General features: G+C 68.7%; 23 protein-coding genes and 1 tRNA gene. 8 read left to right on the top strand and 16 right to left on the bottom strand.

Annotation, left to right across the window (positions count from 1 at the left end):
- The first annotated feature begins 187 nt into the window (after nucleotides 1-187).
- Nucleotides 188-2,635: a transglycosylase domain-containing protein gene (locus AB0H86_RS28780; RefSeq protein ID WP_362444826.1), complete on the top strand. Its 2,448-nt coding sequence runs from the start codon at nucleotides 188-190 to the stop codon at nucleotides 2,633-2,635.
- Between the two features lie 117 nt (nucleotides 2,636-2,752).
- On the opposite strand, the gene AB0H86_RS28775 is transcribed toward AB0H86_RS28780, so the two are convergent.
- Nucleotides 2,753-3,109, bottom strand: coding sequence for a co-chaperone GroES (locus AB0H86_RS28775; RefSeq protein ID WP_362444823.1), 357 nt, complete (start codon nucleotides 3,107-3,109; stop codon nucleotides 2,753-2,755).
- Nucleotides 3,110-3,164: 55 nt separating this feature from the next.
- Complete coding sequence (locus AB0H86_RS28770) at nucleotides 3,165-3,494, bottom strand: DUF3618 domain-containing protein (protein WP_362444820.1); 330 nt, start codon at nucleotides 3,492-3,494, stop codon at nucleotides 3,165-3,167.
- A 132-nt stretch (nucleotides 3,495-3,626) separates the two neighbouring features.
- Here AB0H86_RS28770 and bcp point away from each other — a divergent pair, with 132 nt between their 5' ends.
- Nucleotides 3,627-4,094 (top strand): thioredoxin-dependent thiol peroxidase, encoded by a 468-nt coding sequence (gene bcp, locus AB0H86_RS28765; RefSeq protein ID WP_362444817.1) that lies wholly within the window; start codon nucleotides 3,627-3,629, stop codon nucleotides 4,092-4,094.
- On the opposite strand, the gene AB0H86_RS28760 is transcribed toward bcp, so the two are convergent.
- On the bottom strand, nucleotides 4,075-4,593 hold the full coding sequence (locus AB0H86_RS28760) for a GNAT family N-acetyltransferase (RefSeq protein ID WP_362444814.1): 519 nt from the start codon (nucleotides 4,591-4,593) through the stop codon (nucleotides 4,075-4,077). The two genes, bcp and AB0H86_RS28760, sit on opposite strands and share 20 nt — an antisense overlap.
- 152 nt (nucleotides 4,594-4,745) lie before the next feature.
- Between AB0H86_RS28760 and AB0H86_RS28755 the strand changes: the two genes are divergently transcribed.
- From AB0H86_RS28755 to AB0H86_RS28745, 3 genes are all read left to right on the top strand, one after another.
- Nucleotides 4,746-5,387, top strand: coding sequence for an HNH endonuclease signature motif containing protein (locus tag AB0H86_RS28755; protein ID WP_362444811.1), 642 nt, complete (start codon nucleotides 4,746-4,748; stop codon nucleotides 5,385-5,387).
- Nucleotides 5,384-6,046 (top strand): HNH endonuclease signature motif containing protein, encoded by a 663-nt coding sequence (locus AB0H86_RS28750; protein WP_362444808.1) that lies wholly within the window; start codon nucleotides 5,384-5,386, stop codon nucleotides 6,044-6,046. Before AB0H86_RS28755 ends, AB0H86_RS28750 begins: the two co-directional genes overlap by 4 nt.
- Nucleotides 6,047-6,059: 13 nt before the next feature.
- Nucleotides 6,060-6,142 (top strand) — tRNA-Leu (locus tag AB0H86_RS28745).
- Between the two features lie 41 nt (nucleotides 6,143-6,183).
- Here the strand turns inward: AB0H86_RS28745 and rdgB are convergent.
- The 4 genes from rdgB to AB0H86_RS28725 form a co-directional block, all read right to left on the bottom strand.
- The gene (gene rdgB / locus AB0H86_RS28740; RefSeq protein ID WP_362444805.1) at nucleotides 6,184-6,786 is read right to left on the bottom strand and encodes an RdgB/HAM1 family non-canonical purine NTP pyrophosphatase; all 603 of its coding nucleotides are present in this window, start codon (nucleotides 6,784-6,786) and stop codon (nucleotides 6,184-6,186) included.
- Nucleotides 6,787-6,817: 31 nt separating this feature from the next.
- Nucleotides 6,818-7,222, bottom strand: coding sequence for a hypothetical protein (locus AB0H86_RS28735; protein WP_362444802.1), 405 nt, complete (start codon nucleotides 7,220-7,222; stop codon nucleotides 6,818-6,820).
- 146 nt (nucleotides 7,223-7,368) lie between these two features.
- A complete protein-coding gene (gene rph, locus AB0H86_RS28730) occupies nucleotides 7,369-8,106 on the bottom strand; it encodes a ribonuclease PH (RefSeq protein WP_362444799.1) in 738 nt (245 codons plus the stop codon).
- 91 nt (nucleotides 8,107-8,197) lie between these two features.
- Nucleotides 8,198-8,431, bottom strand: coding sequence for a PTS glucose/sucrose transporter subunit IIB (locus AB0H86_RS28725; RefSeq protein WP_362444796.1), 234 nt, complete (start codon nucleotides 8,429-8,431; stop codon nucleotides 8,198-8,200).
- A 180-nt stretch (nucleotides 8,432-8,611) separates the two neighbouring features.
- Between AB0H86_RS28725 and AB0H86_RS28720 the strand changes: the two genes are divergently transcribed.
- A complete protein-coding gene (locus AB0H86_RS28720; RefSeq protein WP_362444793.1) occupies nucleotides 8,612-9,862 on the top strand; it encodes a PTS transporter subunit EIIC in 1,251 nt (416 codons plus the stop codon).
- Between the two features lie 102 nt (nucleotides 9,863-9,964).
- Here the strand turns inward: AB0H86_RS28720 and AB0H86_RS28715 are convergent, their stop codons facing one another.
- Nucleotides 9,965-10,717, bottom strand: a complete 753-nt coding sequence (locus AB0H86_RS28715; RefSeq protein ID WP_362444790.1) for an MBL fold metallo-hydrolase — start codon at nucleotides 10,715-10,717, stop codon at nucleotides 9,965-9,967.
- Between the two features lie 220 nt (nucleotides 10,718-10,937).
- On the opposite strand from AB0H86_RS28715, the gene AB0H86_RS28710 reads away from it, so the two are divergent.
- Nucleotides 10,938-11,441, top strand: coding sequence for a type II toxin-antitoxin system PemK/MazF family toxin (locus tag AB0H86_RS28710; protein WP_362444787.1), 504 nt, complete (start codon nucleotides 10,938-10,940; stop codon nucleotides 11,439-11,441).
- Between the two features lie 49 nt (nucleotides 11,442-11,490).
- Here the strand turns inward: AB0H86_RS28710 and AB0H86_RS28705 are convergent, their stop codons facing one another.
- The 8 genes from AB0H86_RS28705 to clpS form a co-directional block, all read right to left on the bottom strand.
- A complete protein-coding gene (locus tag AB0H86_RS28705) occupies nucleotides 11,491-12,441 on the bottom strand; it encodes a cysteine synthase (RefSeq protein ID WP_362444784.1) in 951 nt (316 codons plus the stop codon).
- A gap of 16 nt (nucleotides 12,442-12,457) precedes the next feature.
- On the bottom strand, nucleotides 12,458-12,736 hold the full coding sequence (locus tag AB0H86_RS28700) for a MoaD/ThiS family protein (protein ID WP_362444781.1): 279 nt from the start codon (nucleotides 12,734-12,736) through the stop codon (nucleotides 12,458-12,460).
- Nucleotides 12,737-12,889: 153 nt separating this feature from the next.
- Nucleotides 12,890-12,985 carry a putative leader peptide gene (locus AB0H86_RS28695; protein ID WP_362444778.1) on the bottom strand — a complete coding sequence of 32 codons (96 nt, stop codon included), beginning with the start codon at nucleotides 12,983-12,985 and terminating at the stop codon, nucleotides 12,890-12,892.
- Nucleotides 12,986-13,073: 88 nt separating this feature from the next.
- Nucleotides 13,074-14,120, bottom strand: a complete 1,047-nt coding sequence (locus AB0H86_RS28690) for a LacI family DNA-binding transcriptional regulator (protein ID WP_362444775.1) — start codon at nucleotides 14,118-14,120, stop codon at nucleotides 13,074-13,076.
- Nucleotides 14,121-14,154: 34 nt separating this feature from the next.
- Nucleotides 14,155-14,577, bottom strand: a complete 423-nt coding sequence (locus AB0H86_RS28685) for a M67 family metallopeptidase (protein WP_362444773.1) — start codon at nucleotides 14,575-14,577, stop codon at nucleotides 14,155-14,157.
- Nucleotides 14,578-14,720: 143 nt separating this feature from the next.
- Nucleotides 14,721-16,160, bottom strand: a complete 1,440-nt coding sequence (locus AB0H86_RS28680; protein WP_362444770.1) for an amino acid permease — start codon at nucleotides 16,158-16,160, stop codon at nucleotides 14,721-14,723.
- Between the two features lie 433 nt (nucleotides 16,161-16,593).
- Nucleotides 16,594-17,196 carry a DUF2017 domain-containing protein gene (locus tag AB0H86_RS28675; protein WP_362444767.1) on the bottom strand — a complete coding sequence of 201 codons (603 nt, stop codon included), beginning with the start codon at nucleotides 17,194-17,196 and terminating at the stop codon, nucleotides 16,594-16,596.
- 123 nt (nucleotides 17,197-17,319) lie between these two features.
- Nucleotides 17,320-17,637, bottom strand: coding sequence for an ATP-dependent Clp protease adapter ClpS (gene clpS, locus AB0H86_RS28670; protein ID WP_362444765.1), 318 nt, complete (start codon nucleotides 17,635-17,637; stop codon nucleotides 17,320-17,322).
- A gap of 138 nt (nucleotides 17,638-17,775) precedes the next feature.
- On the opposite strand from clpS, the gene AB0H86_RS28665 reads away from it, so the two are divergent.
- Complete coding sequence (locus AB0H86_RS28665; RefSeq protein ID WP_362444762.1) at nucleotides 17,776-19,122, top strand: nicotinate phosphoribosyltransferase; 1,347 nt, start codon at nucleotides 17,776-17,778, stop codon at nucleotides 19,120-19,122.
- Nucleotides 19,123-19,131 lie beyond the last annotated feature (9 nt).

The following is a 19,131-nucleotide window of genomic DNA, read 5'->3' as shown; positions in this document are numbered from 1 at the left end:
CGGCCGCGTACCACCACCGCGAACCCACCCCCGTACGCAGGTGACCCGTGCGGACTAGCCATTACCGGGCGAGACGCGCGCCATATCCGGGAACGGAACGCATGGTGCGAGAGTCTTCAACAGGGGCCACAGAAGGCGTACGAGACGTACGGGAACGTAAGACGCGAAACAGGAGTCCGTGCACGACATGAGCGACGAGCCGCAGGCGCAGCCGCAGCAGCCGAAGCAGGGCTGGGCATCGAGACAGCCGGAAGCGGCCGAAGCGCCCGCGGACGGGGAGCCGGCCGGGAAGAAGCCCAAGCGGCCGGCGCGCACCGGCTGGCGGCGGTTCATCCCGACGTGGCGCATGGTGCTAGGTACGTTCGCCCTGGGCATCCTGCTGCTGGCGGGCCTCTTCTTCCTCGGCTACTCGATGGTCAAGATTCCGTCGGCCAACGCGTTCGCCACCAAGCAGAGCAACGTCTACCTCTACTCGGACGGCAGCCAGCTCGCCCGCGACGGCGAGGTCAACCGGGAGACCGTCCCCCTCGCCCAGGTCTCCAAGGAGGCCCAGCACGCCGTACTGGCCGCCGAGGACCGCGACTTCTACACCGAGTCCGCGATCGACCCCAAGGCGATGCTCCGCGCCGGCTGGAACACCGCCACCGGCAAGGGCAAGCAGTCCGGGTCCACGATCACCCAGCAGTACGTGAAGAACTACTACCTGGCCCAGGAGCAGACCGTCACCCGCAAGGTGAAGGAGTTCTTCATCTCGATCAAGCTGGACCGCACGGAGTCCAAGGACCAGATCCTCGAGGGCTACCTCAACACCAGCTACTTCGGCCGCAACGCCTACGGCATCCAGGCCGCCGCCCAGGCCTACTACGGCGTCGACGCCAGCGAGCTGGACCCCGCCAAGGCCGCCTACCTCGCCGCACTGGTCAACGCGCCCAGCGAGTACGACATCGTCGCCCACCCGGAGAACAAGGCCGCCGCCCAGGCCCGCTGGAACTACGTCCTGAACGGCATGGTCAAGAAGGGCTGGCTCGCCCAGTCGAAGCGGGCCCACCTCACCTTCCCGAAGCCGAAGGAACAGACCGTCGCCATCGGCAAGTCCGGGCAGCGCGGATACGCCATCGAAGCGATCAACGAGTACCTCACCACGAACAAGATCGTCACCGCCGCCGAGCTCGAGGCGGGCGGCTACCGCATCACCACCACCCTGCAGAAGAAAAAGCAGAACGCCTTCGTCAAGGCCGTCGACGACCAGGTGATCTCCAAACTCGACAAGAAGAAGCGCAAGGTCGACAACTACGTCCGCGCCGGCGGCGCCTCCATCGACCCCAAGACCGGCAAGGTCGTCGCCATGTACGGCGGCATCGACTTCGTCAAGCAGTTCACCAACGGCGTGACCCGCCGCGACTTCCAGGTCGGCTCCACCTTCAAGCCCTTCGTGTTCACCTCCGCCGTCCAGAACCACTCCGAGACGCAGGACGGCCGCGTCATCACCCCGAACACGATCTACGACGGCACCAACAAACGCCCCGTCGAGGGCTGGAACGGCGGCACGTACGCCCCGGAGAACGAGGACCAGGGCTCCTACGGCGACGTCCCCGTGCGCGAGGCCACCGACAGGTCCATCAACTCGGTGTACGCGCAGATGGCCGTGGACGTCGGCTCGGACAAGGTCAAGAGGACCGCGATCGACCTGGGCCTCCCCTCCACCACCCCCGAGCTGGTCGCCAGCCCCTCCGTCGCGCTCGGCGTCGCCCAGGCGAGCGTCCTCGACATGGCGCAGGCCTACGCCACCCTCGCCAATCACGGCCGGCACGGCACGTACACGATGGTCGAGAAGATCACCAAGGACAGCAAGACCGAAGTCGAGCTGCCGGAGAAGCGGACCAGCCAGGCTGTCAGCCGCGAGGCCGCCGACACCACGACGGCCATCCTGCAGAGCGTCGTCGAGAACGGCACCGCCACCGCCGCCCAGGCCGCCGGCCGCCCCGCCGCGGGCAAGACCGGCACCGCCGAGGAGGACACGGCGGCCTGGTTCGCCGGCTACACACCCGACCTCGCCACCGTCGTCTCCGTCATGGGCCAGGACCCCGTGACGGCCGAGCACAAGTCGCTGTACGGCGCGATGGGCCTGGAACGCGTCAACGGCGGCGGGGCGCCCGCGGAGATCTGGGCACAGTTCACCAAGCAGGCCCTCAAGGGCAAGCAGGCCACCGACTTCGACCTCCAGCTCCAGCCCGGCTCCGACGAGTCCGAGGCCCCGAGCACCGACGTCCCGGTGACCCCGACTCCGGGCGACGAGGACACCGACGGCGCCACTGACGGCACCACCGGCACCCCGACGACCGGGACACCCGGGACCACCGGAGACCCGACGGGCACCACCGACGGCGGCACCACGGGAGGCACCACCGGCAGCCCGACGACCGGGACACCCGGGACCACCGGGGACCCGACGGGCGGTGACACCACCACGGACGGCGGCACGACGGACGGCGGCACGGACGGCAGCACCGGCGCGGACACGGCCACCGGCGGCACGACGGACGGCAGCGGCGGCGACACCGGCGGGGACTCCGGCGGCCAGACAGAGGGCACGACGACCGGTGCGGGGCAGCTCAGCGGGACGCGCCGCCGGTGACCGTACGCCGTTGAGCTGAGCGCCGGCCGGCCGTCGGTGCGCGAAGAGACGACAAAGGGGCTGGTGGCGATGGCCACCAGCCCCTCGACCCTTCGAACCGCTGCCTTTGCAGGCGCTTTACAGGTACAGCCCCGTCGAGTCCTCGGACCCCTCGAACCGGTCGGCGGCCACCGCGTGCAGATCGCGCTCGCGCATCAGCACATAGGCGACACCCCGCACCTCCACCTCGGCCCGGTCCTCCGGATCGAACAGAACCCGGTCGCCGGGCTCCACGCTCCGTACGTTCTGCCCCACGGCCACGACCCCGGCCCACGCCAGCCGACGACCGACGGCCGCGGTGGCCGGAATCAGAATCCCGCCACCGGAACGCCGCTCGCCCTCGCTGGTGTCCTGCCGCACGAGTACCCGGTCGTGCAGCATCCGGATGGGCAGCTTGTCGTGCTGGGTGCTGTGCTCGTTTCTCCTGGCGCTCACAGCACTGAACCTACCTGCCTTTGCCGGGCCCGTAGGCCGGTGGGTCGGCCCTCGCTCAGCGCCTGCGCCGCCGGGTCCCCAGGGCGAGCAGCCCCACCAGCCCGACGACGACGAGCGCGACGGGAACGACCCGCTCCAGCCGAGGAGCGCCCTCCTCGTCCACGAACTGGGACTTGACGTCACTCACGGCCCGGTTGACCCCGACATAGGCCCGCCCCAGCGTGTGATCAATGTTCGACACGACCTTGGCCTTGGCATCGCCCACGATCGTCTTCGGGTGCACCCGCACCCCGATCTCATCGAGCGTCTCCGCCAGCTTCTCGCGGCGGATCCTGATGTCCGCCTCGATCTGCGCCGGGGTTCTGGTGTCCGACGTGTCCGCCACCGTAGGGCCTCCGAAGTCAGCTGATACCTGTTGCCGCTGCCTGCTGGTTGTTCTGGACAGTTGCCTGCTCTGGACAGTCTGTCAGCTCCACGCGCGGCCGCACGGCCAGGACCCCCGGTTACGCTTGCCCGCATGAGCGAGCGACTCCAGCCCGGGGACGTAGCCCCCGCCTTCACCCTCCCCGACGCCGACGGCAAAGAGATCTCCCTGTCGCAGTACCGGGGCCGCAAGGTCATCGTCTACTTCTACCCCGCGGCCCTGACCCCCGGCTGCACCAAGCAGGCCTGCGACTTCACGGACAACCTCGACGTCCTGGCCGCCGCCGGCTACGACGTCATCGGCATCTCCCCGGACAAGCCCGAGAAACTGGCGAAGTTCCGCGAGAAGGAGTCCCTGAAGGTCACCCTGCTGGCAGACCCCGAGAAAACCGTCACCGAGTCCTACGCCGCCTTCGGCGAGAAGAAGAACTACGGCAAGACGTACCTCGGCGTCATCCGCTCCACGATCATCGTGGACGAGGAGGGCAAGGTCGAACGGGCCCTGTACAACGTCCGCGCGACGGGGCACGTGGCGAAGATCATCAAGGACTTGGGTATCTGAACGAGATCCACACGTCGGGAGCCAGGTCGGGCCGCTCGGGCACCGACCTGGCTTCCTCGGTCCACGCATCCCCGACGAGCTCGGTCGCGACCCGCCGCCAGAAGCGGACGGCACCGGTGTTCTCGTACTGAAAGGGAATCTCCCAGTCCCCCGGATGCCCGGCGACCACCTGCCGTAGGGCCCGGAGCCCCACCCCGCTCCTCCTTACCGCACGCACAACAAAGAAGCTGTTGAGCACCCGGGTAGGCCCACTGAGCGCCCGCACGAACGCGAACCCGACGGGACTCTCGCCGATGCTGAAGAGATACGGCGCCCAGTCCAGGTCACCAGAGAAGGCAGCCTCCAACCGCTCACTGCGGAACGTCCCGTCCGGGTTGGGCAGTTTCCCCCCGAAATCGGACAGATCATGCCGGAACAGCAGCCAGAGGCGTTCGACGGTGGGGTGATCGGCGGGGGTGGCTGGGCGGATGTTCAGCCCTGAGTCCATGGTCCTGGTCATGAAAAAAGCCTTCCGAGCGGACAGGAGTCCGCACCTGGAAGGCCTCACTGGTAAGCATTTCAACTGCCTTTACGGTTCAAGCGTGACCGTCCGATAAACGGTTCGTTACTCCGTGCGAGGCACGAACGTGTGGCCGGGATCGGAGGGGAACTATGGGGGCCAGTGCGTATCCGAAAGAGCGGCTGGAAAAGGCGGCTCGGGGGGCACGGACGTTGTCGGAGGCGTTGCGGAAGTTGGGGGTGGATCCGCGGAGTTCGACGCGACGGTACGTCTTCGAGCGGATGAAGAAGCTGGGTGTCGACGTCTCGCACTTCGAACGGGAGGGGGTGCGCTGGACCCGGGATGTCCTTCAAGCAGCGGTTTCGGCGTCGACGAACATGATCGAGGTACTGCACCATCTCGGGCTTGAGGTGGTCGGCGGCCACCACACGCACATCAGCCGACGCATCAAGGCGTACGGGATCGACACCTCGCACTTCCAGGTTCCGACGCGACGCGGCAAACCCTGGCGCCCTCGAACGCCGGAGGTCTTCCTCGTCGAGCAGCCGGTGGGCGAGGCCCGGCGCATCCCGAGCGATCGGCTCAGGTGGGCGATGACGGCGATGGGCGTGAAGGAGCGATGTGCGATGTGCGGCGCGGAAGCGACGTGGCGAGGTCGTCCCCTCCCCTTGGAGATCGACCACATCAACGGCAACTGGCGCGACAACCGGATCGAGAACCTGCGGTTGCTATGCCCCAACTGCCACTCGACCACCGACAGTTACCGGGGCCGCGCCAAGGGTAGGGCCACATGAGCACCGGCGTGCAGTACACCCGCGAGCGGCTGGCCGAAGCCGCCATCCGGTGTTCCGACATCGACGATGTCATCGCCTTCTTCGGCACCCAGCCGTACGACAATCTCCGTAGATACCTCACGCGACGGTTCGCTTACTTCGGCATCGACATCTCACACTTCCGCGACAGCGGTCGGCAAGCACGACCCACTTGCGTCGCGTTGCGTGCCGCAGTCGCCGAGTCCACCTCCATCGCAGCCGTGCTTCGTCGCTTGGAGCGCCCGGACAACTGCACGCAACGCGCCCTGCTGCGCCAGTGGATCATCGAGGAGCAGCTCACTACGGAGCACTTTCTGGGACAGGCTCATCAAAGAGGGAAACCCCGTCCGCAGCACAGCAAACGGTCCGCGGACATCCTGGTCAAGCACGACGGCAAGCGCCGGACGCGAACCGTGCAGCTACGGCGAGCGCTCCGCGAGGTCGGCCTACCCGAGGAGTGTGCCGAGTGCGGCGTCGGTCCCGAGTGGCTCGGCAAGCCCATGACGCTTGAGATCGATCACATCGACGGGGACTGGAGTGACGATCGCCGCGAGAACCTGCGGTTGCTGTGCCCCAACTGCCACGCGGTCACCAATACGTGGTGCAGAGGTGGGAAGCGCCGCCGCATGCCTCCCCGGTAGCATGGGCGGTCACGCGGCCGTTGCTGAATGGTATAAGCAGAGGTTTTAGGTGCCTCGGGGCATTTGCCCATGTGGGTTCGACTCCCATCGGCCGCACTCACACAGGGGCCGCCCGCTTGGGCGGCCCCTCCCGTGGTTCAGCCCAGCAACTCCCGAACCACCGGCACCAGCCCCCGAAACGCCTCCCCCCGATGACTGATCGCGTTCTTCTCCTCGGCGGTCAGTTCGGCGCAGGTGCGGGTGTCGCCGTCCGGCTGGAGGATCGGGTCGTAGCCGAAGCCGTTCGTGCCTACGGGGGTGTGGCGCAGGGTGCCCCTCAGTCGGCCCTCGACCACCCGCTCCGTGCCGTCCGGCAGGGCCAGGGCCGCCGCGCAGGTGAAGTGGGCGCCGCGGTGTTCGTCGGCGATGTCGGAGAGTTGGGCCAGGAGCAGGTCCAGGTTGGCTCGGTCGTCTCCGTGTTTGCCGGCCCAGCGGGCGGAGAAGATGCCGGGGGCGCCGCCCAGGACGTCGACGCAGAGGCCGGAGTCGTCGGCGATGGCGGGCAGGCCCGTTGCCCGGGCCAGGGCGTGGGCCTTCAGGAGGGCGTTCTCGGCGAAGGTGACGCCTGTTTCCCTGACGTCGGGGATGTCGGGGTAGGCGTCCGCGCCGACGAGGTCGTGGGGCAGGCCTGCGTCGGCGAGGATCGCCCGGAGTTCGGTGATCTTTCCGGCGTTGCGGGTGGCGAGAATCAGGCGGGTCATGCGCACCAGTATCCCGGCCGCACCGGAGGGGTTACGGCGTGCAGACCTTCGTCAGTTCGCCCGCCGCGTCCGTGACCGGGCTGAGATCGGGTGTCTCGTCGCCGTTCTTGACGGCTGTACGGACGTTGCCGACGGCGTCGCCGAGGTCCTCGACCGCCTTGTTGACGTCGGTGTTGTCGGTCTTGTCGCCGATCTCGTCGAGGTTCTGGTCGATGGAGTCGAGGGACTCCTGCAGCTGCGTCGGGTCGTTCGACGCGCTCTCCACGGCCTGTTGGAGATCCGTGACGCTGTCGGCGATGGCGTCGGCGGTCTGCACACAGTCGAGTGCCTTGGTCACGGCGTCGCAGCCGGTGGTGAGGCCGACTGTCAGCCCAACGGCCGCTACGGCGGCGGCGATTGCGGTACGGCGACTACGGCGGCGTCGGCTCGCGGCCATGGATCTGTTCCCTCCCGTTGGTCAGGCCCCCGGTGGGCCCCCCGTGTTGGCCGGGCGCACGGTGGTGTGCCGTGCGCCCGTACCGGTAGTGACGCGAGGACGGTCGGCACGGTTGCCCGTGACGGCCGCCCTTCTTGGTGGTCCCTTTACTTTTCGAGGACCGTATCAAGTGCCGTGCGCTGCAGGGCTGCCAGCTCGGTGCAGCCGGCGACCGCCAGGTCGAGCAGGGAGTTGAGTTCGTCGCGGTCGAAGGGTTCGGCCTCGGCGGTGCCCTGGACCTCGACGAAGCGGCCGTCGCCGGTGCAGACGACGTTCATGTCGGTCTCGGCGCGCACGTCCTCCTCGTAGCGGAGGTCGAGGAGCGGGACCGAGCCGACGATGCCGACGGAGACCGCGCTGACCGTTCCGGTGAGGGGCTGGCGGCCGGCCTTGATCAGCTTCTTGCCCTGGGCCCAGGAGACGGCGTCCGCGAGGGCCACGTACGCGCCGGTGATGGCCGCGGTGCGGGTGCCGCCGTCGGCCTGGAGGACGTCGCAGTCCAGGACGATGGTGTTCTCGCCGAGTGCCTTGTAGTCGATGACCGCGCGCAGGGAGCGGCCGATGAGCCGGCTGATCTCGTGGGTGCGGCCGCCGATCTTGCCGCGGACGGACTCGCGGTCGCCGCGGGTGTTGGTGGCGCGGGGCAGCATGGAGTACTCGGCGGTGACCCAGCCCTCGCCGCTGCCTTTGCGCCAGCGCGGGACGCCTTCGGTGACGGAGGCGGTGCAGAAGACCTTCGTGTCGCCGAAGGAGACGAGGACGGAGCCCTCGGCGTGCTTGCTCCAGCCGCGTTCGATGGTGACCGGGCGGAGTTGTTCGGGGGTGCGGCCGTCGATTCGAGACATGGCGTTGAGCCTAGTGGTACCTGTGAAAGGGGCCCGTCCGTCGGCAGGAAAGGGCCCCTCAGAGGGTGAAGCCGGGGATGATTCCGGCTCTTCACATCAAATCTTCGATCTCCGCGGCGATGGGGTCGGCGTCGGTGCCGATGACGACCTGGATCGCGGTGCCCATCTTGACGACGCCGTGTGCGCCGGCGGCCTTCAGGGCGGCGTCGTCGACCTTGGCGGCGTCGATGACCTCGGTCCGCAGGCGGGTGATGCAGCCTTCGACTTCTTCGATGTTGTCGATGCCGCCGAGCCCCGCAACGATCTTCTCAGCCTTGCTGGCCATGTTCCTTCTCCCTGATCCGAACCGCCGAAATCGTCGGTAGCTGGTCTACACCACCTGACAGGCGGTCGCCAAACCATCACGCGCGATTACGTAGAATCGTGGGTTCCTTATCTCTCCTTCACCGTGCTACAACATGGTCTACACCACTGAGTGGTGTAGACCACCACCGATGGAGGAAGTATGAGCTCCGCCACCGCAACGGCGGCCCCCGCGAAGAAGCGGGGTTCCGGTCTGCTCCAGGGACTACAGAAGGTCGGCCGCAGCCTGCAGCTCCCGATCGCCGTGCTGCCGGCGGCGGGCTTGATCGTCCGACTCGGCCAACCTGACGTCTTCGGGGCCGACGGCCTCGGCTGGGACCAGGTCGCCTCGGTCTTCGACAAGGCAGGCGGCGCCATCACCGGCAGCCTCCCGATGCTCTTCTGCATCGGTGTCGCCATCGGCTTCGCCAAGAAGGCCGACGGCTCGACCGCCCTCGCCGCGCTGGTGGGCTTCCTGGTCTACAGCAAGGTCCTTGAGGCGTTCCCGGTGACGGAGGCCCAGGTCACCAAGGGTGCTGACATAGCCGCGACTTACAACAACCCCGGTGTCCTCGGCGGCATCATCATGGGTCTGCTCTCGGCGGTGCTCTGGCAGAGGTTCCACCGTACGAAGCTGGTCGACTGGCTCGGCTTCTTCAACGGTCGCCGACTCGTTCCGATCATCATGGCGTTCGTCGGCATCGTCGTCGGTGTCTTCTTCGGGCTGGTCTGGGAGCCCATCGGTGAGGGCATCGGAAACTTCGGCGAGTGGATGACCGGCCTGGGCTCCTTCGGTGCCGCCCTCTTCGGTCTGATCAACCGGGCGCTGATACCCGTCGGCATGCACCAGTTCGTGAACACGGTGGCCTGGTTCCAGCTCGGTGACTTCACCGACGCCGCCGGCGAGGTCGTCCACGGCGACTACAGCCGCTTCCTCGCCGGCGACCCGAGCGCCGGGATGTTCATGTCCGGCTTCTTCCCGATCATGATGTTCGGCCTGCCGGCCGCGGCGCTGGCCATCGCGCACACGGCTCGCCCCGAGCGCCGCAAGGCCGTGATGGGCATGATGGTCTCGCTCGCCCTGACGTCCTTCGTGACCGGTGTGACCGAGCCGATCGAGTTCTCGTTCATGTTCATCGCCCCCCTTCTCTACGTGATCCACGCGGTGCTGACCGCTGTCTCCATGGCCGTCACCTGGGGGCTGGGAGTCCACGCGGGCTTCAACTTCTCCGCGGGCTTCATCGACTACGCCCTGAACTGGAACCTGGCCACCAAGCCCTGGCTGATCATCCCGATCGGCCTGGTCTTCGGCGCCGTCTACTACTCCGTCTTCCGCTTCGCCATCATCAGGTGGAACCTCCCCACCCCGGGCCGTGAGCCCGACGAGGAGGTCGAGGACCTCACGAAGGCGTGAGCCACCGCTGACAGCGACGAAGAGGCCCCGGAGCCGTGAGCTCCGGGGCCTCTGTCACGTCGTGGGACCGAGACGGCGTACGACCAAGTGCCGCGGCAGGCACTAGATCTCGTACGACGCCCCCGGCCTCGCCAGTTCCGCCGGGCCGTCGAACGTCGTGCGCGCGTCGGCGAGGTTGGCCTGGGGGTCGGTCCACGGGGGGATGTGGGTCAGTATCAGCCTCCGGGCACCTGCCCGGGTCGCCGTCTCGCCGGCCTCCCGACCGTTGAGATGCAGGTCGGGGATGCTCTCCTTGCCGTGCGTGAAGGCCGCCTCGCACAGGAACAGGTCGGCGTCCCGGGCGAGTTCGTCCAGCGCCGGGGTGACGCCCGTGTCGCCGGAGTACGTCAGGACCTTCCCGCCGTGCTCGATGCGGATGCCGTACGCCTCGACCGGGTGGGCCACGCGTTCCGTGTGGACCGTGAACGGGCCGATGTCGAAGGTGGACGGCTTGACCGTGTGGAAGTCGAAGACCTCGCTCATCGAGGAGGCGGTGGGGGTGTCCGCGTAGGCCGTGGTGAGGCGGTGTTCCGTGCCCTCGGGTCCGTAGACGGGGATCGGAGCGCAGCGGCCGCCGTCGTGGCGGTAGTAACGCGCCACGAAGTACGCGCACATGTCGATGCAGTGGTCGGCGTGCAGATGGCTGAGGAAGATCGCGTCGAGGTCGTAGAGACCGCAGTGGCGCTGCAGCTCGCCCAGGGCACCATTGCCCATGTCGAGAAGCAGCCGGAAGCCGTCGGCCTCGATGAGGTAGCTCGAACAGGCCGATTCCGCGGATGGGAACGACCCCGAGCAGCCGACGACGGTGAGCTTCATAAAGCAGAAACCTCCGCGGGCGGGAACTCAGAAGATCGGGGAACAGGGCGTCGGGGGTCGTGCGGTCCGTCGAGCGTAAGGCGCAAAACCCCCGGTCGGTCCTCCACCAAGGGCTGTTGTGGGCGAACTCACCTGTGGTGTCACCGGTTCGGCTGGACCATGGGCGCATGGGGCTGACGAGGGGGCGCGCTCGGCGGGCGCGCGCCGGTAACGTCATCGCATGCACACGTCCTGGTGGTTGGCGCTCGCGTCGGTGGTGCTGCTCGCGCTGGTCGCCACGCTCATCGACGGCTGGGGTCGGGGGCATCGTCCGGCGGGTCGCGGGACCCGGCCGCCGAGGCGTCCGAGGGGCTCCGGTGTCCTGCCGCGGCCGGCGGAGATCTGGTGGGCGAACGTGCCCTATGAGGACGGGCCGGCATCAGAGGCCGCCGCACGCGGGGCGTCGGGCAGGACGGTGTCGGGTGACGGGCGGGCCAAGGACCGGCCCTGTCTGGTGCTGGTGGTGCGCGGGGACCGGGCGACCGTCGCGAAGATCACCAGCAAACGCCACGCGGAGCGGGCCGGGGTGATCCCCCTGCCGCCGGGCTCGGTGGACGACGCGCGGGGGCGCGCGAGCTTCCTGGAGACGGACGAGCTGCGCGACGTGCCGGTGCGGGAGTTCCGGCGGCTGGCCGGGAGGGTGGACCCGGTCCTGTGGGACCAGGTCCGCCACCTCACGCGGTAGGGCTCAGGCCCGAAGGTCCTGGCCGAAGGCACAGTCATCTTCACCAAGGCTACGCCCAGAGCTGGCCCTGGAGCGCTTCGATGGCCTCCTCGGTGGTGGCCGCCGTGTAGACGCCGGTGGAGAGGTACTTCCAGCCGCCGTCGGCGACGACGAACGCGATGTCCGCGCTCTCGCCGGCCTTCAGCGCCTTCTGGCCGACGCCGATCGCCGCGTGCAGGGCGGCGCCGGTGGAGACGCCCGCGAAGATGCCCTCCTGCTGGAGGAGTTCGCGGGTGCGGGTGACCGCGTCGGCGGAGCCGACCGAGAAACGGGTGGTGAGGACGGAGGCGTCGTACAGCTCCGGTACGAAGCCCTCGTCGAGGTTGCGCAGGCCGTACACCAGGTCGTCGTAGCGCGGTTCGGCGGCGACGATCCGTACGTCCGGCTTGTGTTCGCGCAGGAAGCGGCCGACGCCCATCAGGGTGCCGGTGGTGCCGAGGCCCGCGACGAAGTGGGTGATCGACGGGAGGTCGGCGAGGATCTCCGGGCCGGTCGTCGCGTAGTGGGCGCCCGCGTTGTCCGGGTTGCCGTACTGGTAGAGCATCACCCAGTCGGGATGCTCGGCGGCGATTTCCTTGGCGACCCGTACGGCGGTGTTGGAGCCGCCCGCGGCGGGGCTGGGGACGATCTCGGCGCCCCACATGCCGAGCAGGTCACGGCGTTCCTGCGAGGTGTTCTCCGGCATCACGCACACCATGCGGTAGCCCTTGAGCTTGGCCGCCATGGCCAGGGAGATGCCGGTGTTGCCGGAGGTGGGCTCCAGGATGGTGCAGCCGGGAGTCAGGCGGCCGTCCTTCTCCGCCTGTTCGATCATGTGCAGGGCGGGGCGGTCCTTGACCGAGCCGGTGGGGTTGCGGTCCTCCAGCTTGGCCCAGACGCGGACGTCGGCGGACGGCGAGAGCCGCGGCAGGAGCACCAGGGGGGTGTTGCCTACCGCGGCCAGCGGGGAGTCGTAACGCATGGGTGGTCAGCTTGCCTTAGGCCATGCCGCCGGCCACGGCCGGCAGGATCGTCACGCTGTCGCCGTCGGCGAGCTTGGTGTTGATGCCGTCCAGGAACCGGACGTCCTCGTCGTTGAGGTAGACGTTGACGAAGCGGCGCAGCTGGTCGCCGTCCACGATGCGGGCCTGGATGCCCGCATGCCGGTTCTCGAGGTCGGTGAAGAGCTCGGCGAGGGTGTCCCCGTTGCCTTCCACCGCCTTCTGGCCGTCGGTGTACGGGCGGAGGATGGTCGGGATGCGGACCTCGATGGCCATGGTTGCGGGCTCCTGTCGGGGGTGGTCAGGTCGGTGGGCGCACGACAGCGCGGTACAGCTGGGTTGTACGGGTGAGGTTCCCCCGCGCTCGGCCTCGCTCGCGCGGGGGGTGCCCCCTACCGGCTCACGACCGTACGGCGGCACGGGGCAGCGTCAACAGATGGCGCTGGCGAGCCTGCACAGGTCGACGTGCAGCCGCGCCACGAGCAGCATGCCCGGCGTCTTCTCGCACACGTCGTCAAGAACCATGGGGTCATCGTATCGATTCCCGGTCCTGATCCCGGAGTGTGATCCCACATGGTGGACGGTTTGCGGTCGGAGAGTGAGACTCTACAGTTCACGCGGACTTCCGGAGCACCAGACGGGTGGGCACGACCACCGAGGACCCGGCCGGGGCGTCGGGGTTCTGTGTGCGGTCGAACAGCAGCCGGGCCATCAGGCGGCCCATCTCCTCGACGTCCTGGTGGACGGTGGTCAGCGGGGGGTCGGTCGACTCGGCGATCTCCGCGAGGTCGTCGAAACCGACCACGGCCACGTCCTGCGGGACCCGGCGTCCGCGCTCCCGCAGCGCCTGCAGCGCGCCGGACGCCATGAGGTCCGAGGCGACGAAGACGGCGTCCAGGTCGGGGCAGCGTCTCAGCAGGGCGGCCATCGCGTCGGCGCCGCCCTGCTGGGTGTAGTCGGCCTTCTCGATCAGGTGCGCGGAGGCGGCCGGCAGGACGTCCCGGTATCCGGCGAGCCGGTCGGCGGCGGAGTTCTCCTGGTCGTAGGGCCCGGTGACGGTCGCGATGCGGGAGCGGCCGAGCGAGACGAGGTGCCGTACGGCCTGCCGGGCACCCTCGCGGTTGTCGCCGTCGACGTAGGCCTGGCCGCCTCGCACGGGGTCGCCGTCGCGCAGCAGCGGACGTCCGCCGAAGACGGCGGGCAGGCCGAGCCGGTCGACCATCTCGGGCAGTCGGTCGCCGGGCCGCAGGGAGAACAGGAGGGCGCCGTCGACATGACCGCCGCCGAGATAGTCGGCCACGCGCGCGTAGTCGTCGGGCTCGTCGAGGAACAGCAGGACGGCCTGGGCACCGTGGAGGGCGAGTTCCCGTCGGATGCCGCGCAGGTGGCGGTCGAAGAACGGGTCGAGGAAGAGGCGGTTCTCCGGCTGGGCCGCCACCACCGCGACCGCGCCGGTGCGATGGGTGACCAGTTGGCGGGCGGCCTGGTTGGGCACGTAACCCAGTTCGGCGATCACTTCCCGGACCCGGTCGATGACCTCGGCGCGCACCCTGGGCTCCGCGTTGATCACCCGCGACACCGTGGACTTCGACACCCCCGACCGACGTGCGACGTCCTCGAGCGTGGGGCGCTGTCCGTTCGACCGTCGCGTCAACACCATCTCCGATACGGCGAGTTGTCGGGGCGTACGACGATCAGTATGCCTCGACGACCTGTACCTCCTCCTCCGTCACCACGCCCTCCAGGATCTGGAAGGAGCGGAACTGGAACGGGCCGGCCTCGTCGGTGTCGGCGGTGGAGACGAGGACGTAGTGCGCGCCGGGCTCGTTGGCGTAGGAGATGTCGGTGCGGGACGGGTAGGCCTCGGTGGCCGTGTGGGAGTGGTAGATGATCACGGGTTCCTCGTCCCGGTCGTCCAGCTCCCGGTAGAGCTTGAGCAGGTCGCCGGAGTCGAACTCGTAGAACGTGGGCGAGCGGGCCGCGTTCAGCATCGGGACGAACCGCTCGGGGCGGCCCGAGCCCGCCGGGCCCGCGACCACGCCGCACGCCTCGTCGGGGTGGTCCTCGCGCGCGTGGGCGACGATCTGGTCGAACAGGGCCTGGGTGATGGTCAGCATGCTGGTCAGGATAAGCAAAGGGGCCGCCCCGTACCGAGGGGTGGTACGGGGCGGCCCACATGGCGGACTTCTGGGCGGCAGCCGCGGGGGGTGCCACGAGAGGTCCCGCGCGGCCGGACGTGCAGGGTCCGGCCGGACAGGTCCTAGCCGACGATCTTCTCGAACTCCTTGTCGCCGCCGCGCACGCCGATCTGCGGGTTGCGGCTCTTGAGGATCGCCCAGCCGATGCCCAGGGCGGCGGCCCAGCCGGCCATCACATAGAGGCAGACGCGGGCGTCGGCGTCGTACGCGATCAGACCGGTGACGAAGAGCAGGAAGGCGATTGCGAGGTAACTGCACTTCGATCCGCCCGGCGCCGGGAAGGAGGAGGCGGGCAGGCGGCCCGCGTCGACCGCGCGACGGTAGAGGACGTGGCTGATCAGGATCATCAGCCAGGTCCAGATGCCGGCCGCGGTGGCCACCGAGGTGACGTAGCCGAAGGCCTTCTCCGGGACGATGTAGTTGAGGACCACGCCGATGCCCATGAAGAGCACCGAGACGGTGATGCCGAAGGCCGGGGCCCTGGACGCGGACAGCTTCCGGAAGACCGCGGGAGCCTCGCCACTCTCCGCCAGGTTCCGCAGCATGCGGCCCGTGGAGTACATGCCGGAGTTGCAGGAGGACAACGCGGCGGTCAGCACGACGAAGTTGACGATGCCGGCGCCCGCCGGGATGCCGATCTTGGCGAAGGCCTCGACGAAGGGGCTCACGCCCGGCGCGAAGTCGGTCCACTTGACGACGCAGAGGATGACGGTGAGGGCGCCGACGTAGAACAGCGCGATCCGCCAGGGCAGGGTGTTGATCGCCTTGGGGAGGGTCTTCTCCGGGTCCTCGGACTCGCCGGCGGTGACGCCGACCAGCTCGACGGCGAGGTAGGCGAACATGACGCCCTGCAGGGTCATCAGGGACGAGCCGACGCCCTTGGGGAAGAAGCCGTCGAAGGCCCAGAGGTTGGAGACGGCGGCGGTGTCACCGGCGGCGCTGAAGCCGAAGGTGAGGACACCGAGGCCGATCACGATCATGCCGATCAGGGCGGTGACCTTGACCATCGAGAACCAGAACTCCAGCTCGCCGAAGAGCTTCACGGAGATCAGGTTGACCCCGAAGAGGATCACCAGGAAGACCAGGGCCGTCACCCACCGCGGGATGGAGGGGAACCAGTAGTTCACGTAGATCGCGGCGGCCGTCAGTTCGGCCATGCCGGTGACCACCCACATCAGCCAGTACGTCCAGCCGGTGAAGTAGCCGAAGAACGGGCCGAGGAACTCGCGGGAGTACTCCGCGAACGAGCCCGAGACCGGGCGGTAGAGCAGGAGCTCGCCGAGCGCCCGCATGACGAAGAAGATGATGACGCCCGCGAGGGCGTACATGAAGATCAGGCTGGGCCCGGCCTTGGCGATGTTCGCCCCGGCACCCAGGAAGAGACCGACGCCGATCGCGCCGCCGATCGCGATCATCTGGACCTGACGGCTGCCGAGCCCGCGCTCGTACCCCTCTTCTGACTCCTTCGGGGCCTTGTCCGTGTCGACCTGCGCTGAGGTCATGTGTGGTGCGCCTTTCTCCATGCCGATCCGGGCCTCTCGTCGGCCTCGGACCGGATCTCGATCCCCCCGGATAGCTGGAGTGAGCGGAGTCCGCTCGTGCCTGGCCGGCGGTCGCCGGCTCGGTGGCGCACCCGGACGAACCTGGGTGGTGTTCGCCGGGCGGTCGTGAAGATTTATCACGGCCGCAACTCTGATCACCTGCATGACATGTGACGCGGCACACAAGAAGAACCGGACAAAGAACACCGCGGAGGGTCATAGGTGCCCGCCGCGGTGACGTGATCGTTATTCGGATTTGAGTGTCCGTTGAGCGAACACAGAATCTACACAAGATGGGGCATATGCCCAGCGCTCACCCGGCGCTCGCCCTCATCCACTCGCGCTCCCACACGCTCCCCCTCATTCACGCTCATTCACCCTCACATCACCGCACTCACGGCATGAGGGTGGACACGAGCGTCTCCTGAAGCCCTCCCAGCCACAGATACGCCATCACCATCGGCTTGCGGGGGTCGTCGTCCGGGAGGTGGTAGAGGAGGTCGCCGTCGTCCTCGTCGCTGATCTCCAGACGGGAGCCGATCGCGAGGCGCAGGTCGTTGAGGGAACTCAGCCACTGCTGGGACTCACCGGGCGCCAGCTTGAGGATCGCCCCGCCCTCGCCGGACGGACTGAGCGCGTCCAGGGAGCGGATCACCGCGAGGGCGTTCTCCCGCTTGCCGGCTCTGAGGTCGTTCTCGGTGTAGCGACGGAACTCGGCGGAGTACTCGCGCTCCTCCTCGGCCCGCTTCGCCCCGGCGGCGCCCTCCGGGTCGCTGTAGGCGTCGGGGAAGAGCCGCTTGAGGACAGGGTCGGACGGGGGTTCGCTGGGACCCTCGGCGAACAGCTCGGCGAGCGGGTCGTCGGTGGTCTCCCCCGTAGGGCCGGGGCCGATGAGTTCCAGGAGCTGGACGGCCAGCGACCGGATGATCGAGATCTCGACGTCATCGAGGGCGACGGCCGCGCCGCCGCCGGGGAGCGGTTCGAAGTGTCCTGGCATGGAATCTTTTCGCTGCTTGGCGGTCTGCTGGGCTGCTTCTCGGCGGTCTGCCGGGACGGTGTCGGCGGTCTGTCGGGGTGCCTGTCGGCGATCTGTCGAGATGTCTGTCGGCGGTCTGCCGGACTACTTGCGGTCCTGCTGGAGCGTCGCCCACAGACCGTAGCCGTGCATGGCCTGCACGTCGCGTTCCATCTCCTCGCGGGAGCCGCTGGAGACGACCGCCCGGCCCTTGTGATGGACATCGAGCATGAGCTTGGTGGCCTTGTCCTTGGAGTAGCCGAAGTACGTCTGGAAGACGTACGTCACATAGCTCATGAGGTTGACCGGGTCGTTGTGGACGATGGTGATCCAGGGGACGTCCGGCTCGGGGACGGCGAAGACCTCCTCCGCCGACTCGGTGCGTTCGGTCTCTAGGGGAGCGGGTGACGTCACATCGCCCATGCTGCCACGCCCCCCGTAAATCGTCACACTGACGAAATGGGGGTAGCATCCATTCCCATGCCGCATACACCGGGGGACGACCCCCGGACCCCCGGCCGGCCTGGGGGCACTCGGAGAGTCATAGCGAGGAGAGCTGTCGTGGATGTAGCGGACCTTGGGCTGCCGGTGGACGTTCCCTCGACGGCGCTCTTCACGGACCAGTACGAGCTCACCATGCTGCAGGCCGCTCTGAAGGCGGGGACCGCCGAACGGCGCAGCGTGTTCGAGTGCTTCACCCGGCGTTTGCCGGAGGGACGTCGCTACGGCGTGGTGGCGGGCACCGGACGCGTCCTGGACGCGGTGGAGAACTTCCGTTTCGACGGGGACGTCCTCGGCTTCCTGCGCGAGCACTCCATCGTCGACGAGGCGACTTTGGAATGGCTCGCCGCGTACCGCTTCTCGGGTGACGTCTGGGGCTATCCCGAGGGCGAGGTCTACTTCCCGGGCTCGCCGATCATGCGGGTGGAGGGCTCGTTCGCCGAGTGCGTACTGCTCGAGACCGTGATCCTGTCGATCCTCAACCACGACTCGGCGATCGCCGCGGCCGCCTCCCGGATGTCCTCCGCCGCCGGCGGGCGCCCGCTGATCGAGATGGGGGCCCGCCGTACCCACGAGCTGGCCGCGGTCGCCGCCGCGCGCGCCGCGTACGTCGGCGGTTTCACCACCACCTCGGACCTGGCGGCCGGTTTCCGCTACGGCATCCCCACCGTGGGCACCTCCGCCCACGCCTTCACCCTGCTGCACGACCACGAGCGGGACGCCTTCCAGGCCCAGGTGAACTCGCTCGGCCGGGGTACCACGCTGCTCGTGGACACGTACGACGTCGGCGAGGCCGTCCGGACGGCCGTGGAGGTCGCCGGGCCCGAGCTTGGCGCCGTGCGGATCGACTCCGGGGACCTGCTGCTGGTCGCGCACCGGGTACGGCAGCAGCTGGACGAGCTGGGCGCCACCGAGACGAAGATCATCGTGACCTCGGACCTGGACGAGTACGCCATCGCCTCACTGGCCGCGGCGCCCGTGGACGCGTACGGCGTCGGCACCCAGCTGGTGACCGGCTCCGGGCACCCGACCTGCTCGATGGTCTACAAGCTGGTCGCCCGCGCCGAGTCCGCCGATCCGAGGGCCCCGCTGGTCCCGGTGGCGAAGAAGGCGACCGGCGGCAAGACGTCCGTCGGCGGGCGCAAGTGGGCCGCGCGCCGGCTGGACCAGTACGGGGCCGCGGAGACCGAGGTCGTCGGCACCGGGCCGGTGCCGGGTGAACTGGCCGACCGTCAGCTGCTGGTCGAGCTGGTCAAGGGCGGCGATGTCGTCGCCCGGGAGCCACTGGACGTGGCCCGCGACCGGCACGCGGCCGCCCGGGCCGGTCTGCCGCTGTCGGCGACCCAGCTGTCCCGCGGGGAACCGGTCATTCCGACGGAGTATGTCCAGGGGCGCTCGGGTAGTTAGAGCGGGTGC

It is taken from the genome of Streptomyces sp. NPDC050997 (genome assembly GCF_040660135.1).
Lineage (GTDB): Bacteria > Actinomycetota > Actinomycetes > Streptomycetales > Streptomycetaceae > Streptomyces.
This window is presented reverse-complemented; position numbering and strand designations above follow the sequence as displayed.

What these genes read in the sequence shown, in the direction of transcription:
- AB0H86_RS28780 (WP_362444826.1), top strand. Translation starts at nt 188, where the DNA reads ATGAGCGACGAGCCGCAGGCGCAGCCGCAGCAGCCGAAGCAGGGCTGG.
- bcp (WP_362444817.1), top strand. Translation starts at nt 3,627, where the DNA reads ATGAGCGAGCGACTCCAGCCCGGGGACGTAGCCCCCGCCTTCACCCTC.
- AB0H86_RS28760 (WP_362444814.1), bottom strand. Translation starts at nt 4,593, where the DNA reads ATGACCAGGACCATGGACTCAGGGCTGAACATCCGCCCAGCCACCCCC.
- AB0H86_RS28755 (WP_362444811.1), top strand. Translation starts at nt 4,746, where the DNA reads ATGGGGGCCAGTGCGTATCCGAAAGAGCGGCTGGAAAAGGCGGCTCGG.
- AB0H86_RS28750 (WP_362444808.1), top strand. Translation starts at nt 5,384, where the DNA reads ATGAGCACCGGCGTGCAGTACACCCGCGAGCGGCTGGCCGAAGCCGCC.
- rdgB (WP_362444805.1), bottom strand. Translation starts at nt 6,786, where the DNA reads ATGACCCGCCTGATTCTCGCCACCCGCAACGCCGGAAAGATCACCGAA.
- AB0H86_RS28735 (WP_362444802.1), bottom strand. Translation starts at nt 7,222, where the DNA reads ATGGCCGCGAGCCGACGCCGCCGTAGTCGCCGTACCGCAATCGCCGCC.
- rph (WP_362444799.1), bottom strand. Translation starts at nt 8,106, where the DNA reads ATGTCTCGAATCGACGGCCGCACCCCCGAACAACTCCGCCCGGTCACC.
- AB0H86_RS28725 (WP_362444796.1), bottom strand. Translation starts at nt 8,431, where the DNA reads ATGGCCAGCAAGGCTGAGAAGATCGTTGCGGGGCTCGGCGGCATCGAC.
- AB0H86_RS28720 (WP_362444793.1), top strand. Translation starts at nt 8,612, where the DNA reads ATGAGCTCCGCCACCGCAACGGCGGCCCCCGCGAAGAAGCGGGGTTCC.
- AB0H86_RS28715 (WP_362444790.1), bottom strand. Translation starts at nt 10,717, where the DNA reads ATGAAGCTCACCGTCGTCGGCTGCTCGGGGTCGTTCCCATCCGCGGAA.
- AB0H86_RS28710 (WP_362444787.1), top strand. Translation starts at nt 10,938, where the DNA reads ATGCACACGTCCTGGTGGTTGGCGCTCGCGTCGGTGGTGCTGCTCGCG.
- AB0H86_RS28705 (WP_362444784.1), bottom strand. Translation starts at nt 12,441, where the DNA reads ATGCGTTACGACTCCCCGCTGGCCGCGGTAGGCAACACCCCCCTGGTG.
- AB0H86_RS28700 (WP_362444781.1), bottom strand. Translation starts at nt 12,736, where the DNA reads ATGGCCATCGAGGTCCGCATCCCGACCATCCTCCGCCCGTACACCGAC.
- AB0H86_RS28695 (WP_362444778.1), bottom strand. Translation starts at nt 12,985, where the DNA reads ATGGTTCTTGACGACGTGTGCGAGAAGACGCCGGGCATGCTGCTCGTG.
- AB0H86_RS28690 (WP_362444775.1), bottom strand. Translation starts at nt 14,120, where the DNA reads ATGGTGTTGACGCGACGGTCGAACGGACAGCGCCCCACGCTCGAGGAC.
- AB0H86_RS28685 (WP_362444773.1), bottom strand. Translation starts at nt 14,577, where the DNA reads ATGCTGACCATCACCCAGGCCCTGTTCGACCAGATCGTCGCCCACGCG.
- AB0H86_RS28680 (WP_362444770.1), bottom strand. Translation starts at nt 16,160, where the DNA reads ATGACCTCAGCGCAGGTCGACACGGACAAGGCCCCGAAGGAGTCAGAA.
- AB0H86_RS28675 (WP_362444767.1), bottom strand. Translation starts at nt 17,196, where the DNA reads ATGCCAGGACACTTCGAACCGCTCCCCGGCGGCGGCGCGGCCGTCGCC.
- clpS (WP_362444765.1), bottom strand. Translation starts at nt 17,637, where the DNA reads ATGGGCGATGTGACGTCACCCGCTCCCCTAGAGACCGAACGCACCGAG.